General features: G+C 64.7%; 15 protein-coding genes and 1 pseudogene. 5 read left to right on the top strand and 11 right to left on the bottom strand.

The window, feature by feature from the left end; genetic code table 11:
* Positions 1-2 precede the first annotated feature (2 nt).
* From A5706_RS26320 to A5706_RS26300, 5 genes are all read right to left on the bottom strand, one after another.
* Positions 3-1,082, bottom strand: coding sequence for a ketopantoate reductase family protein (locus tag A5706_RS26320; protein WP_068137567.1), 1,080 nt, complete (start codon positions 1,080-1,082; stop codon positions 3-5).
* A 2-nt stretch (positions 1,083-1,084) separates the two neighbouring features.
* The gene (locus A5706_RS26315; RefSeq protein ID WP_068137565.1) at positions 1,085-2,854 is read right to left on the bottom strand and encodes a thiamine pyrophosphate-binding protein; all 1,770 of its coding nucleotides are present in this window, start codon (positions 2,852-2,854) and stop codon (positions 1,085-1,087) included.
* 194 nt (positions 2,855-3,048) lie between these two features.
* Entirely contained in the window at positions 3,049-3,627 is a 579-nt protein-coding gene (locus tag A5706_RS26310) for a histidine phosphatase family protein (protein ID WP_369831961.1), read from the bottom strand.
* 205 nt (positions 3,628-3,832) lie between these two features.
* Positions 3,833-4,738 (bottom strand): SDR family oxidoreductase, encoded by a 906-nt coding sequence (locus tag A5706_RS26305; RefSeq protein WP_068137561.1) that lies wholly within the window; start codon positions 4,736-4,738, stop codon positions 3,833-3,835.
* A 144-nt stretch (positions 4,739-4,882) separates the two neighbouring features.
* Positions 4,883-5,821, bottom strand: a complete 939-nt coding sequence (locus A5706_RS26300) for an alpha/beta hydrolase (RefSeq protein ID WP_082964641.1) — start codon at positions 5,819-5,821, stop codon at positions 4,883-4,885.
* Between the two features lie 134 nt (positions 5,822-5,955).
* Between A5706_RS26300 and A5706_RS26295 the strand changes: the two genes are divergently transcribed.
* The 4 genes from A5706_RS26295 (at position 5,956) to A5706_RS32625 (ending at position 9,739) form a co-directional block, all read left to right on the top strand.
* Positions 5,956-6,762: an acyl-CoA thioesterase domain-containing protein gene (locus A5706_RS26295; protein WP_068137559.1), complete on the top strand. Its 807-nt coding sequence runs from the start codon at positions 5,956-5,958 to the stop codon at positions 6,760-6,762.
* An 89-nt stretch (positions 6,763-6,851) separates the two neighbouring features.
* Entirely contained in the window at positions 6,852-7,673 is an 822-nt protein-coding gene (locus A5706_RS26290; protein WP_068137556.1) for an acyl-CoA thioesterase domain-containing protein, read from the top strand.
* Positions 7,674-8,066: 393 nt separating this feature from the next.
* Positions 8,067-8,933 carry a mycofactocin-coupled SDR family oxidoreductase gene (locus tag A5706_RS26285; RefSeq protein WP_068137862.1) on the top strand — a complete coding sequence of 289 codons (867 nt, stop codon included), beginning with the start codon at positions 8,067-8,069 and terminating at the stop codon, positions 8,931-8,933.
* 278 nt (positions 8,934-9,211) lie between these two features.
* Positions 9,212-9,739 (top strand): SRPBCC family protein, encoded by a 528-nt coding sequence (locus tag A5706_RS32625; RefSeq protein ID WP_197517988.1) that lies wholly within the window; start codon positions 9,212-9,214, stop codon positions 9,737-9,739.
* A gap of 30 nt (positions 9,740-9,769) precedes the next feature.
* Here the strand turns inward: A5706_RS32625 and A5706_RS33260 are convergent, their stop codons facing one another.
* Entirely contained in the window at positions 9,770-9,952 is a 183-nt protein-coding gene (locus tag A5706_RS33260) for a hypothetical protein (RefSeq protein ID WP_156767341.1), read from the bottom strand.
* 121 nt (positions 9,953-10,073) lie between these two features.
* Here A5706_RS33260 and A5706_RS34585 point away from each other — a divergent pair.
* Positions 10,074-10,253, top strand: a pseudogene (locus A5706_RS34585) (thioesterase family protein); the annotation flags it as partial.
* Between the two features lie 13 nt (positions 10,254-10,266).
* Here the strand turns inward: A5706_RS34585 and A5706_RS26280 are convergent.
* The 5 genes from A5706_RS26280 to A5706_RS26260 form a co-directional block, all read right to left on the bottom strand.
* Positions 10,267-10,755, bottom strand: coding sequence for a nuclear transport factor 2 family protein (locus tag A5706_RS26280; protein WP_231985429.1), 489 nt, complete (start codon positions 10,753-10,755; stop codon positions 10,267-10,269).
* Positions 10,756-10,976: 221 nt separating this feature from the next.
* Positions 10,977-11,786 carry an enoyl-CoA hydratase-related protein gene (locus A5706_RS26275; RefSeq protein ID WP_068137551.1) on the bottom strand — a complete coding sequence of 270 codons (810 nt, stop codon included), beginning with the start codon at positions 11,784-11,786 and terminating at the stop codon, positions 10,977-10,979.
* 2 nt (positions 11,787-11,788) lie between these two features.
* On the bottom strand, positions 11,789-12,226 hold the full coding sequence (locus tag A5706_RS26270) for a Zn-ribbon domain-containing OB-fold protein (protein WP_068137548.1): 438 nt from the start codon (positions 12,224-12,226) through the stop codon (positions 11,789-11,791).
* Entirely contained in the window at positions 12,223-13,392 is a 1,170-nt protein-coding gene (locus A5706_RS26265) for a hypothetical protein (protein WP_068137547.1), read from the bottom strand. The genes A5706_RS26270 and A5706_RS26265 overlap by 4 nt, the downstream gene beginning before the upstream one ends.
* Before the next feature lie 58 nt (positions 13,393-13,450).
* Positions 13,451-14,653 carry a MaoC family dehydratase N-terminal domain-containing protein gene (locus A5706_RS26260; RefSeq protein ID WP_068137542.1) on the bottom strand — a complete coding sequence of 401 codons (1,203 nt, stop codon included), beginning with the start codon at positions 14,651-14,653 and terminating at the stop codon, positions 13,451-13,453.
* Positions 14,654-14,691 lie beyond the last annotated feature (38 nt).

Raw genomic sequence — 14,691 nt, 5'->3', positions numbered from 1 at the left:
GGTCAGCCTTCATTCCTGAGGCCGGCGGCCAACGCGGCCAGCGCCTCGATCGCCGGGCCACCGTCACCGCGCCGGTGCCCGGTACCTTCGATCCGTTTGACGGCTTCGACGAGCGCCGCGCTGACCTTCGTTTCCAGCCCCAACGTCGCCCCCTTGGCCACGACGACGCCATTGAGGAATTCGATCTCGGTTGGCCGCCCCTTCGCGACGTCCTGCGCCATGGACGGAATCACCTGCGCGAAGCTCAGATACTCCGCGCGGACCTTGGCCGCGACGCGCTCGTAGCTCGCCGGATCATCGAAGCCCCGCTCGAAGTCGGTCACGCTAGCGCCATACAGATCGGCCTCGATCAGCGTCACCCCGAGGGCACGCGCGACGCGCACTCCCTCGACCCCGAGCGCGACGATGATGCTCAGCATGTCGTCATCAGCGGCGGCAGTCCCGACGTCGGCGCCGGCCAGCGCGCACACACCGTTGATCATCCCGTTGCGGATGACCTTGGTCCACAGTTCGCCGTAGATGTTGTCGCTGACCTCGACGGCGACGGCCGTGCGCAGCCGCCGCGCGATGTCGTTCAGCACCTGCGTGCGTTGCCCGTCGCCACCAGCCACGTCGCCGATCACCATCTTGCCGTCGGTGCGTCGCTGCCGCGCGCGGCCCGGCTCCAGCAGTTGGCCGTCGAACAGGCAGATGGCGCCGACCGTGCGTTCGACTCCGATCAGGTCGGCGATCGTGTCCTCGTTGAGCCCGTTCTGCGCCGACACCACCTGTGTCTGGGGGCCGAGTAACGGCTCGAGCATCCGGATCGTGTCGGCGGTTTGATAGGACTTGACGGCCAAGATCACCGTGCGCGGAGCCGGTAACCTCTCATCGGCCAGCCGATCGAGGGTGACCGCTGGGGCCCGCGTGATGATCGTCTCGTCGGCATACTCCACCGCCAGGCCGCGGTGTCGGATCGCGGAAACGTTCGCGCCCCACCCATCGACGAGCAACACGTCGCCGTCGCGGGCCAGGCGACATCCAAGGGTGGCGCCGATGCCGCCGATGCCGACGACCCAGATGTTCGGAGGACCTGATGGCATGGCTACGACGCAGTGACGCGGGCGCTGTTGTGCGTGGAGTCGGTGGACGGGGCCTGAGCGGCAGCGGTTCGGCGCTTCCAAACCTCGATCCGAGAGCGCAGTCGATAGGGCAACGCCATTGGATCGATCTTGGCTGCGATCACGGTCGACGAGTTGCGTTTGAGTGCATCCCGCAACGACGCGTCGAGTTCGGCTACCGAGGTGACGTTCTCGCCGTGCAGCCCGAAGGCCGTCGCCACTGCAGCGAAGTCCGGGTTGAACAGGGCGCAGTCGGATTCCCGGCCTCCGAACACGTATTCCTGGTAGATGCGGTCGGCGTTGAAGAAGCCGTCATCGAAGACGACCAGGATGAGCTTGATCTCGTTGTGGCACAAGCTCGCCAGCTCACCGAGCTGGAATAGGAGGCCGCCGTCACCCTGCACGACGACCACCTCGCGCTCCGGTGCGGCGAGCTTGGCGCCCATACCCGCGCACAGGGCCGAACCGGTCTCTTTGAAGACATCGGACTGCAGCATGCCGGAGCCGGCGAGGACGGGAAAGCTTTCCTCGCTGAGCCAGTTGCCCGTCGCCGAGCCGTCGGTACAGACGAGAACGTCGGCGGGCAGCGCCGCCCGCAGCGCGCCGACGACATCGCCGGGATGCATGCCGCGATCGGCATCGATGTAGTCGGCGCGGTCGGTTGCGATCGCCGCGATGCCACAGGCTCTGGCGCGCGCGACCCGTGCTGATCCCCAGTCGTCGCTCGGCGCGGCGTGGCCCGCGAAAGCGCCGGCGAGGGAGGTCAGCGATGCGGCGAGGTCACCGGCGACGGTGACGGTAGCCGGATAGTTGACGTCGAAAACGCCGGGCTCGTCGTTGAGGTGCACCAGCGATCGCGGCACTGGCATCGTCCACGAGACCGTCGACCACTCCGGGAAGGCGGTACCCACCGCGACGCATACGTCGGCCTCCGCGAGCACCTCGGGCATCGCTCGGAACGAGGCCGTGCCCATTGCCAGCGGATGATCCTCGGCGAAGACGCCGCGCGCCATTTCGTCGGTGACGACCGGCGCGCCGAGCGCCTCCGCAAGCTCCCGCAGCTCTTTGCGGGCGCCCGCGAAGTGGACTCGGTCGCCGGCCCAGATGATGGGTCGCCGTGCTGTTTGCAGTAGCTGCCGTGCCGCGTGGAGATCGGCCGCCGCCGGCTGCTGGACGCCGTCAGGAACGTCGGGGAGCTCGAATCCATCGATGCGCGTCACAAGGAAACTCGACGGGAAAAGCAGCTGTATTGGACCCTGCCGTGGCGCGATGGACAGGTCGATCGCGCGGGCAAGGCCCGGCCCGAGGTCCTCGGGTGCGTCGACTTCAACCACGGATTTGACTGTCGGGGCGAACAATGCTCTCAGGTCGGCGTCGTGCAGGACGCCGCGGCCGAGCAGTTCGGCGGGTACCTGCGGGGTCGCGACGACGAGCGGGATGCCGTCAGCCAGCGCCGACGCGACGCCGGTCAGCATGTTAGTCGCGCCCGGGCCCGGTACGGCCAGGCATACCGCCGGGCGGCCGCTGACCTTCGCGTAGCCGACCGCGCCGTAAGCGGCGGCCTGCTCGTGGCGAATGAAGATTGCCCGCGGACCGCCGGCGTTTTCGGCCATCTTGCGCAACAGCGAGAGTGTTTGAGTCCCAGGGAGGTTGAAGAGGAATGGCACGTCGCGCGCGGCGAGGGCTGCGGCGAAGCCGTCATCTCCTGACAACGGTGTCTGGGTTGGTGATTCGACCGACCGGTCTGTCGACATACCGCTCATTCAAGCTGTCGGTGTGGGCGCCCGTCAAGCCGACGGCGGGTTCACTGGTGAGCCGGCGAGTTGTCTGGTTCGCGCATTACCCTGCGGCGAGGCGGTCGCTCCGCCAGGGTCTGAGCCGGCTACAGATGGCTTCCAAAGCTCCGCAAACGGTTGGTCCGACGTCTGCCTAGAATCCCCGGTGCAACTCAGTGCTCTTCGGTCCACCACTGCGTTCGGTACAGAAGATCCCAGACGTGATCGGTCACATTGACCGAAGCGACGCTGAGGCGTCCGTCCTCGGACCCGAGCAGACGCGTCACACTCGTATAGTCCGGCTGGACGCTAAACAGCTCTTCGGTCTTCAAAACGCTATGCACCATGGCGTTGATGACTCCGCTGTGCGTGAACACGGCCACCGTCTGGCCCTGCTCCCCAGCGGCGATCACGTCGTCGATGCCCGCCTTGACTCGCTCGACAAACGCCTTGACATCCACCTCGGCCGGCAACTGCCGAAGCGTGTTCGCGGCCAGTTCCACGGACGCGTGGTTCGACAATCCGAAGTCGTACTCGGCGAACCGCTCGTCGATGTCGACGGCCATGCCGAGCTGGTCAGCCACGGGTGCCGCGGTCTGTAACGCTTGCAGCTGCGGGCTGCTCACGATCCGGGCGAGCGAATACTTGCTCAGCGCGCCGGGCAGCCGGCGCGTCTGCTCGTTTCCGTCGTACGACAGGTTGGGTTCCGATCCATCGCCGTCGCTGCTCTGCGGCTTCGCGTGTCTGATCAAGAGCAGTTGCATACATGCCGCCAAGAGAATTCGGGGAAGGCCTTGAGAACGTATCCGTCGAGTGCCAGGCGCCTGAGTCTTTCTTGGCGTCCTGCTCCTCGATCGTGAACTGGGCACGACCAAACCCCCTGCAAATCTTGGGCAACGAGCGCCAACCAGATTCGCCAAGAGCGGCGCACTGCGCAGGACGCGGCGACCCGAGACACTAATGCGCCAGCATGACGGCGGGAAGCGCCTCTGGACCGACCATCCCGACATTGCGTGAGAACGCCTCCTCGATCAGGTCGAACGCCCTCGGGAGGTCCCACGACCCGAGGGAGGAGATGCGGCTGACCAAATGCGGTTGGTCGTAGAGGCCGACGTGATACCCGCCTGACAGCAGCACCTGCCCGTTGCACCAGTCCGACCGCTCGCTGGCCAGGTAGGCAACCGCAGGAGCGACGTTCTCGGGCGCCCGCCATCCCAGGTCGTGGTGCCCAGACTGGTCGTCGGGTATCGCATCGGTCATGCGCGTACTCGCCCAAGGACTGATCGCGTTTGTGGTGACACCGTAACGGCGCAGTGCGTTGGCGCAGGAATAGGTCAAACCGACGACGCCGTACTTGGCCGCTGCATAGTTGGGCTGCGTAGGCGCGCCGTGCATGCCCGACGCCGAAGTGAAATTGATGATGCGGTGATGCGCGGTTTCGTCGCGCAGTCCCCGCCAGTAGGCGCTTGCGTGGCGGATCGTGTTGAACGTTCCGGTGAGATGCACGTTGACGACCGCGTCCCAGTCCTGGGGGTCGAGGTTGAAGATCATCTTGTCGCGCAAAATGCCGGCGACGTTGATGAGCACGTCGAGCCGGCCGTAGGTATCGATGGCCTGCGCAATCAGCTCGCTCGCCGAGTCGTGGTCGGCCACGTCAGATCCGTTCACCACGGCCCGACCGCCGGCAGCGATGATCTCATCGACGACCTTGCCGGCGGGCGTGGGGTCGGCACCCTCGCCGTCGACCGCCGCACCGAGGTCGTTGACGACCACCGACGCGCCCTCGCGGGCGGCGAGGCGGGCGACGCCCGCCCCGATCCCGCGACCGGCTCCGGTCACGACGATCACCCGATCCTGCAACATCCCGCTCACACTTACGCTCCTCTGTGATGGCGACTCACTGATTCCCTAGGCCGCGCACCGCACGCGCCGCTGCCCCGGGGCCGAGCCGTCGACTCTACCCTCCCGACCGATCGGTCGGATGGTAGCCCGAGCCGCGGCGGGGAATCAAGGCATCGCTACGCCCTCGCCGCCCAGCCGCGCGCGCAGCACGTCGCCGAGCTCGGCGACTGCGGCGTCGGCCGTCGGCAGAAAGTTCACCATCGTCAGAAACCCGTGGGCCTGATCGTCGTAGTGGCGCCGGATCACCGGAACGCCGGCCCGCTGTAGTCGCCGTGCGTAAGCCTGCACCTCGTCGCGCAGCGGATCGTAGGCGGGAATGATCAGGTAGGTCGGCGGCATGCCCGACAGGTCGTCGGCGCGCAGCGGCGACGCTTCGGAGCGGTCGCGGTCTATGGCCGACGGCGCGTAAAGGTCCCAGTACCATGCCATGTCGTTGCGACCCATCAACGGGTTATTGGCCTGCTCGCGGTAAGAGTCGGTGTCGAAGTCGTGGTCGACGACCGGGTAGGCGAGCACCTGCATCGCGATGCTTGGACCACCATTGTCTCGCGCAAGGCGCGCGCACACGGTCGCCAGGTTGCCGCCTGCGCTGTCTCCGCAGACGACGAGCGGTCCTTCGAGCTCCTCGGCGGCCACCCACTCCAGCGCGCCATAGGCGTCCTGGACGGCACTGGGGAAGGGGTGTTCCGGCGCGAGTCGATACTCGAGACTGACAACCTTGCAGCCGGATTTGGTGGCCAGCATGCGAGCGAAAGCATCGAACATGTCGAGCGTTCCGACGACCCACCCGCCGCCGTGAAGATAAAGGATCGTCGCGAGAGGGCGGTCGGGACGGTAAATGCGCGCCGGCAGGTCACCGGCGGGGCCGGGGACGCATGCGTCGCGGACCTGCTCGACGTGCGGGCCGGGTCCCAGCATTTTGGGGAGGTTGGCCGCCCGTTCGCGGCGCTGCGCAGGCGTGCAATGCGGCGCCGGCGGTGCGCCGGCGGCAAGGAACATGTCGATCAGCTCCTGGGAACGCGGATGCAGCGGGGTCGACGGCACGGCGCGATATTACCGTTTACCGACTGACCGGTCGGACGTCTGGGCTCGCGGCTGTGTAGTCTGACCGCCGGCACGACGATGAGCCGCCCGATAATGTCGAAGATTCGAGCTGCAGATTCTGCGAGGAAGCATTGATGAATTCAGAGCGCGCCATTTTCACGCAGACTGAAGCTGATCGCTTCGTTCCGATCAAGCACACTGATATTCGGAGTCGTTGGGCCGACGATCATCTCCAGGGGGGTGCCATCATCGGACTGGCGGCGCTCGCGCTGGAATCGCGTTTCGGATTGCCCGATTTCGCACCGGCGCGGCTGACGGTCGACCTGTTCAAATCGGCTCGGACCATACCGACAACGACCAGGACCGACCTGGTGCGCGACGGCCGCAGGATACGGAATTCGGTGTGCAGCATCGAACAAGACGGCATAGAGGTCGCGCGGGCAGTGCTGGTTCAGTACCGCCGCAGCGAACCGCCACTCGGTGACGAGTGGGTGTCCGAGCCGCCACTCGTGGCGCCCCCGAACGACGACGATTCGTTCGTACAGCTACACAGCGGCGACCTCGGTTGGACGTCATCGCTTTCCGATCATCAGAATGCCAGGCGCAAGCGTGTCGCCGTTCGAGGTGTCAGTGTCGTTGCGGGCCAGAGAAATTCACCTTTTGTGCAGGCGGCGGCGGTCGTGGATGCGACTAGTCTGGTCACGAATTTGGGCACCGCGGGCCTTGGCTACATCAACGGCGACGTCACTCTAGCCCTCGCCCGCCTGCCTAGAGGCGAGAGGATCTTCATGCAGGCCGACACGCACTGGGCAGCCGATGGCATCGCGGTCGGATCAGCGACGCTGCTGGACGATACCGGACCGTTCGGCTCTGGCCTCGTGACGGCCCTGAGCAACCGGAGCGCTCAAATCGACTTCGCCAGCACCCCAAGCAGTTCATAAAAGTCGGACAACGATGGCCGGTGCTACTTATGGGGCTCAGGCTCGCCGCCGACTAAGCAAGAGAACTGAAGTTCGGCGAGGATGTGTCGATGGATTCAGGTAGTGCCCACTTCTGGCAAACGGACACCAATGTTTTCATGCCAACGGATCACGCGGAAGTGCAGAGTCGGTGGGCCGAGGATCATGTCGTCGGTGCCGCCATTACCGGGCTCGCGGCTCTCACGCTCGACACCGCTTTCGGGCTGCCCGACTTCACACCGGCACGGTTGACCGTCGATCTGTTCAAATCGCCCAGGCGGGTCCCCACGACCACGACCGTCGATCTGGTGCGCGACGGCCGTCGGGTCCGAAACTCGGTGTGCACCATGAAGCAGGAAGGTGTCGCCGTCGCTCGGGCCGTGCTCGTGCAGTACCGCCGCAGTGCGGCGCCGGACGGTCACGAATGGACGCCAACCGAGGAAAAGCTGGAGGCGCCCAGCCTGAACGGCCTGACGGCCCAGAACGGAGCGGTGCGCCAACTGCAAAGCGGCGGAGTCGGATGGACGTCAGAGATTGCCGATCACCAGAACGCGGCCCGCAAGCGTGTCGTCATCCGAAGCGTCGATATTGTTGCAGGCCAACCGAACACGCCATTCGTGCAAGCGGCTGCCGCGGCCGAAGCAACCAGCCTGGTCACGAACTTGGGCACGGCCGGCGTCGGCTACATCAACGGCGATCTCACTGTCGCCCTCACCCGCCTGCCCCGCAGCGACTGGATCTGCGTGCATGCCGATACACATTGGGCATCCGACGGCATCTCGGTCGGAACGGCCACGCTGGTGGATGATTCTGGCGCATTCGGCTCTGGCTTGGTGACTGCGTTGAGCAATCGACACGCTCAGATCGATTTCGCTGAAGCACCGCCTGGTTAAGTTAGAAATGCTCGGTCGGAGCAACGATGACCGACCAGGATGCGGGGTCGTCGACCCGACAAAACCTCACGGTCCATCCGCGTCGCCTCGCGTTCCAAGCACAGCTCATACCGATGGCAATGCGACCCGTCCGACCTGTAGTACTTATCAATGTGGAGCATAAAACTCCTGCTGAACATCGTGCTTACTGGGCGGACGAGGGCGAAACTGCTTCACTTACCTCGTCACTCGCATGCTTTCCCGGGGATATGCGATCGCGAATGTCAAGACGCCGCACCTTCGAAATTCCGGTGATCCTCGGTTATTTTCTAATAGCCTTCGAGGAAGGCTGCGCCACTGACCAGGGCTCAGGGCAACATCACATTCAGGCCGACCAGGTAGGAGACGATGATCATGGGCAGAGTCGCGGGAAAGGTCGCATTCATCACCGGCGCGGGAATGGGTCAGGGACGATCGCACGCGGTGCGGCTTGCCGAGGAGGGTGCCGACATCATCGCGACCGATCTTGCGGCTCCATATGACCGGGCCGGGCAGCTGAGCTATGACGCCGCAACGCCAGAACAGCTCGAGGAAACGCGCGAGTTGGTCGAGGCGACGGGCCGCAAGTGCTTCACCATGGCGGCCGATGTCCGGGACCGCAACGCGCTGCAAGCCGCGGTTCACGCAGGCGCCGCTGCGGTCGGCCCGATCGACGTCGTGGTGGCAAACGCCGGGGTCCTGTCGGTGCACGCCAGTTCGCTCGAGGTTTGCGACGCGACCTTCGACATGGTCGTCGATACCAACCTGAAGGGCGTCTGGAACACCATTCTCGCGACCGCGCCGGGGATGATCGAGCGGAAAGTGGGCGGCTCGATGATCCTGATCAGTTCGGCAGCCGGCCTCCGAGGCCACCTCGGGTATGCCCACTACGCGGCAGCCAAGCATGGCGTTGTCGGGCTCATGCGAGCGTTCGCCAACGAGCTCGCGCCCAACCGGATCAGGGTGAATAGCATTCATCCCACGTGCGTCGCGTCCCCCGGTATGGGTCTTGCCTGCGGGGTCGGAGCGATGGAGATCTTCATGGCCAACCCGAGGATGTTGATGCAGGCAACGAACCTGCTTCCCGACCTCGATACCGACCCGGATGAGCCCTATCAAGGCCTTCCAGGCCTGACCGAGAACGAGGTTTCTCATACCGTGCTCTTCCTCGCCTCGGACGAGGCTCGCTACATCACCGGGATCACGATGCCAGTTGATGCCGGCTGCACGAACAAGCCCTGAGAGGGGCGGGCGGTAACTTCCTCCGCAAAAAACCTTTGGCTGACCGCGGCGAAGCCGCCCATCGGGGTAAGTACCACCCGCTAGCGATCTATCGTCGCTGTCGCGGGCCTCGGATTCACGGTCACGCGCGCCCCACGAGGAACCGCACTCCGAACGGCCGCGGCGTCGGATGATTCCGATGCATTCGGGTCTGGCTTGGTGACTGCGGTGAGCAATCGACACGCTCGGATTGATTCCGCCGAAACCATGCCCTCCTTAAGTTAATGAACTTTAATAATGTGGATACCGACGCCGTCATGCAACACCAGATCGGAGGAACGATGACCGACCAGAATGCGGAGGCCGTCGACCCGTCAATCTTTACGACCCATCCGCACCGTCTTGTGTTCGAAGCACTGATCGCCGCGCCGGTTGAAAAAGTATTCGACGCAGTTGCGGCTCACCCCGAAACGTGGCATCGGTGGTATCCCATGGTGGGCAAGAACTGCCGGTACACGACACCGCCACCGCATGGTGTGGGTTCGGAACGGTATATCACCTCATTCGGTTGGACAATTCGAGAACGCATCATCGTCTGGGACGAACCTAACCGCTGGGCGTTCTATGTTCTGCCCGGCCAGTTACCCGGCCAGGCCTTTGCCGAGGATTACCGCTTCGAACCGGCTGAGGGCAAGACCAGGTTCACATGGACGGTAGCGATAGAGGGATCTCGCGCTGCTCACTTCGGTATGAGTATCACGGGGGGTCCGGTTTTCAGGCGCGCGGCAACCCGCCTAGAACGCGAATTGACAACGAAGAGTGCATAAGTCAGGGCATTCTTAGCACGCCGTAGCCCATCATGCGCGTCGCCACCTTGTCTGGCTGCCGAAACTATGGAGTCCGACGTCGTTGGCGCCGAGCATTCCCGGCGCCGCCTGGCAGACCTTGGGGATCGCACGCAGCACGCGCATGGCGGTGATGAGCAGGCCCGCGGTGTGGTGATCGCCGTCCTCGCCGACCATCTCGATCCCTGCCCGCACAGGCCGGCGACCCCTCCACGGTGATGGTGTAGGCCTTTCCGCAGGACTGCGGCTAGTCAGGCGCCGCCTCGTCGTGCATGCGGTTGACGTGCCTGACGCCGATCAACGGACGCCCCGCGACACTGTCGCGCTCGCCCGCCTGCCCCGCAGCGACTGGATCTGTGTGCACGCCGACTCGCATTGGGCATCCGACGGCATCTCAGTCGGAACGGCAACGCTGTCGAATGCTTCCGGACTGATTGGCTCTGGTTTGGTGACTGCGTTGAGCAATCGGCATGCTCAGGTCGACTTCGCAACCTGAGCGGCGAGTGGGCTCACCCACGCGTCAGAGTTCCTTCGGTTTGTCGACCGACCGGGACGATTGTGCGGCTCTCGATCAGCCAGCCCCCGTCATCGGCACGACGCAGGCGGTCTCGGAAGCGCCCGATGAGGCTGATCACGCTGCCTCCGTCGACGCTGCGGCTGACCACCTGAAAGTCGGTCTCTGCGGTCGCGCGGTCACCGTCGAGATCGATCACCGGATTCGAGCTGAGGTGAATCGAGCGTGGCTGAGAGAAGAGGTTCCCGTCGTCGGTCCAGCGGCCCGGCGGCGTCGTTCCGAACGCGTTGCGAAATAGTGTGCCAATTTCGTCGCGACCTTTGTGAATCTGACCTGCACCCTGAAACGTGGCGTCGTGGTGGAACAGCGACGTCAGGCGTTCGGCGTCATTGTCGTCGTTGTATCGCATGTATCTCTCGAGGACGTCCCTGATTTCGAGCCGGTCGAGCCATTCTCGTATTTGTGTCACGTGTAACTCCCTCATTTCCTTCACCATTCGACTATCGGCACGCTGGCCGAATTAGCGAGCATGCGCGGTTATCGATCCGAGATGGCGCACTGTTCGCCGGCGTCAACTTTGATGTGCACAACGACACCGACGAGCTTGAGATCCGGGTGGACGATGATGGTCTGCAGAGCCATTCGACCGCCGTTGCGCGTTTCGCAAAGCGCGACTCGGTAGGTCATACGCTCACCGCACCCGGCCTAGCCGAGGTCGATCGGCCCCGCGTCCGCCCACTGAGGCGGGCGCTTCTCGGCGAAGGCGAGTGGACCTTCCTTAGCATCCCCGCATTTCAGCACAATCCGCGCGGCGGCCTGGTTCAGCTTCCACGCGTCGGCCTCGTCGGGTGTTTCGAGCGAGCGCATCATCAGCTCACGGGAAACGAGGACCGCCGTCGGGGACGCCGCGGCGAAGCTCTTGGCCAATCGCAGTGCCTGACTACGCACTTGGTCGGGCGCAACCACCTCGTTGACCAGACCTAGGTCAAACGCGCGTTGGGCACCGATCGGTTCACCAGACATCACCATCTCCAACGCCACCGCTCGCGGTATCCGCTTGGCAAGGCGGATCACGCCGCCGGCACCGGCATGCATACCGACCTTGACCTCGGGCAGCGCAAACTTCGCGCTCGCGGAAGCGATCGCGCAATCGGCGGCGAGGACCATCTCCAAGCCACCCCCGAACGCGGGTCCATTGACCGCGACAACGACCGGTTTGACGAGCTTGCGGGCAGTGAATCCCGCGAATCCGCCTCTCTCGGTGAAGAACCCGGCCTTCGGCCCAAGTTTGGCGAATGCGCGCAGGTCCATCCCCGCGCAGAAAGCCTTCTCCCCCGCGCCGGTCAGCACGACGGCACGAACCTCGCGGTCGCCATCGAAATCATCAAGTGCCGCCTCGATTCCCGCGGAAACCTCGGGGTCGACGACGTTGCGGACATCGGGTCGGTTGATCGTGATCACGCCGACGCCGTCCTCGCGCTCGACAAGGACCTTGGGGCTTTCTGTATCGCTCATCTCTAACTTCCGGTGTCGGTTTCGAATGGTTCGAAATGCAGGAACGTCACCTCTGGGGTCGCGTCGAGGAACTTGCCGCGTACCCGCTGGCCGATGTGGATCTCGCCGGGGTCGACATTGTTCACCGGGCCGACCAGTTTGACCTCGGGGGCCGCGTCCAGCGCGACCACCGCAACTGAGTACGGCAGCTCCGAGTCGAATTTCGATCCCGTCGCGTGGTGTTGGGTCGTGAACGAGTAGATCGTTCCCGTCGGGTCGACTTCGGTCCACGACAGCGCGAAACTCGTGCAATTGCTGCACATTTGGCGCGGGTACCACAGCCAGGTCTGGCAGTCGTCGCATCGTTGCACCAGAACCTGATGGCGCTTGAGACCGTCCCAGTGCTCTTGGTCGGTTTCCGTCGGCTTCGGCAGCGGTTTTTTGTACTCGACGTCACTCACTGCAGGGCTCCTTCCAGGAGGACCACGGCGTTGTCACCGAAGTCACCGCTGCCGGTGACCAGTCCCCGCTTGGCGCCCGTCACCTGTGCCTCGCCGGCGGTTCCGCGTAGCTGCTTGACGGCTTCGGTGATGTGGTTGATGCCCCACAGATGCGCCTGGGACAGCAGGCCTCCGTGCGTGTTGACGGGCAACGAACCGCCTACCTGAGTGCTGCCCGCCATCACGAATTCGGCCGCTTCGCCCGCACCACACAATCCCAACAGCTCCAGTTGCCAGATCACATTGAATGTGAATGCGTCATACAACTCGGCGAAGTCGACGTCACCAGGCTTCCAGCCGGCTTGCGCGAAGGCCCGTTTGCCCGCCTCGGCCATACCGGTGTGCAGGAACCGCCGCCGGGTGGTCGGCTGGTCGGCTTGGCCGGGATGTCCCTCGGCGGCGCCGCGGATGGCGACGGCGTTGCGGTCGCCGGGATCGGCCGCGGCGACGATGTAGGCCGCGCCTCCGTCGGTTTCGCGACTGCAGTCGTAAAGCCGGAAGGGCGCGCTGATCATCCGCGAGGACTGGTGATCCTCGACGGTGATCTCTTTGGCGCCAACGGCTTTGCCGTTCATCATCGCGTGCTTGGCCTGGGCGACGGCCACGTGCGCCATCGGCTCGGTCGACTTCCAGCCGTTTTCGTACATGTAGCGCTGCGCCCACATCGCGTAGTACTGGGCCGGCACTAGCAGACCGTGCACGCCCTCGTAGTTGCGGCGCATGCTCGGGGCTTCGCCGAACATCAGCGTCGGACCCCGGCGTCCGAGCCGGGCCCCGGAGCGGCCGTTGAACCCGTAGCAGACCAGGATCCGCGAAGCCAACCCGTTCTCGATGGCGCTCTTGGCGTGGATGAGCGCAGCCGCGGGCCCAGCCCCGCCCAACACCACGGCCGCGTGATAGCGCAGGTTTTCAATTCCGAGGTTGGTCGTCAGATCCTCGGTGGTGGCACCGACGACCGTCGGGATGATGATGCCGTCGATATCGTGCGCGCCGAGCTTAGCGTCGGCCAGCGCCGCTTTGGTCGCCTCGAGGCTCAGCCGAAGATCCGAAACGCCTGACTCTTTGGTGAACTCGGTCTCACCGACGCCGACGATCGCGGCCTGCACGTCGTTCTCGAGTGTGGTCACGCGTGCCTCCGGTCACCACGGCCGGCGCCGAAGCGCCGGCCGTTGCGCACTGCTGAACTCACTTGTCCGCGGTGAGATTGCGTGGAATCGGTGTCACGACCGGGCCGTCCACCCTCGACGGCAACAGCACGGTCGCCTTCGCGGTCGAATTAGTTTCACCGCGCTGATTGTCGGCATGCATGTCGATCGATATCAGGTGGTAGCCGTCGACGACCTCCTTACCGGTGACGGTGCCGTGCCAGGTGGTCGTGTCGCCGAGCAGGTTGGGCCGTTTGACCGACGCCGACAGCGTGTGCAGGAAGCCGTCATCACCCATCCAGTCGGTGAGCATGTGGGCGCCCCACGAGATGCGTTGCGGGCCAATGTCATACGCGCCGCCCATGCCGACGTCCTCGCCGGTCTTCTTCTCGAGGTGACCACGCCCGGCGGAGTCCTTTGCACCGGTCTTCTCAGAAACGTGGTAGTCCTGATGACGGGTGCGGTAGCGCACGGCGTCACCGTGCGCGCCGCCATAAGGGGCCGCGCCCGACCAGCCCGAGTACCAGGCGATCATGTCGGTGGACGTCAGTGGTCCCTTGACCGTGGGCCGCAGCACCTCGCCGACCTCGACATCCTCGGAGTAGCGGGGTTCGGCGCCGCGTGGCATTTCTTCGATCAGGGCGCGCTCGATCGCGGCGAGCTCCTCGGCGGTGTACTCGTACTCTTCGCGCGCCTTGTACTTCTGCTTGCCTTCCTTCTTCAGCGCGTTGCCGCGTGGCGTGCGGGCGCACTTACCGTAGGCCTCACCCACCATCAGGCCGTCGGAGCGACGCAGGTAACGGATGTGGCCGGTCTGAATCAGCCAGCGGCTGGCGAACTCGCCGCCCTTCACCTCCTGCTTGACGAACGTGGCGGGGGCATCGTAGATGTCACCGCGCCGAATCACGTCGTACCACACCCAGTCGGTGCCGACGTACAGCCACTGCACGCCGGCAAGGCGCGGCGCGACGGTTGTCCCGTCGACGGAGTAGAGGATGGTCGGCGGCGCCAGCATCGTGCCCCACCGCGTGCCCTTGCCGTATTCGGGGTCGCGCCACAGTGGGTTGCGGTCGCCGAGGCCCTGAGCAAAATGGCTGATCGCGTCGATGTTGACCTCAGTGACCCAGCCCCCCATCCGGTCGCGCCGCAACGTGGTCCCGAGTAGCTCAGCCGCGTGAGCGATTGTCTCGTCGGTGATCTCGCCCCATGGCAAGTCGGTCCGCTTCTCCGTTACTTCGGTCATGCAGGTTTCCTTTCTTCTTTCAGCTGAAGGTTTTCTGT

Origin of the sequence: Mycobacterium sp. E796 (assembly GCF_001672815.1) — a bacterium.
GTDB lineage: Bacteria > Actinomycetota > Actinomycetes > Mycobacteriales > Mycobacteriaceae > Mycobacterium.
This window is presented reverse-complemented; position numbering and strand designations above follow the sequence as displayed.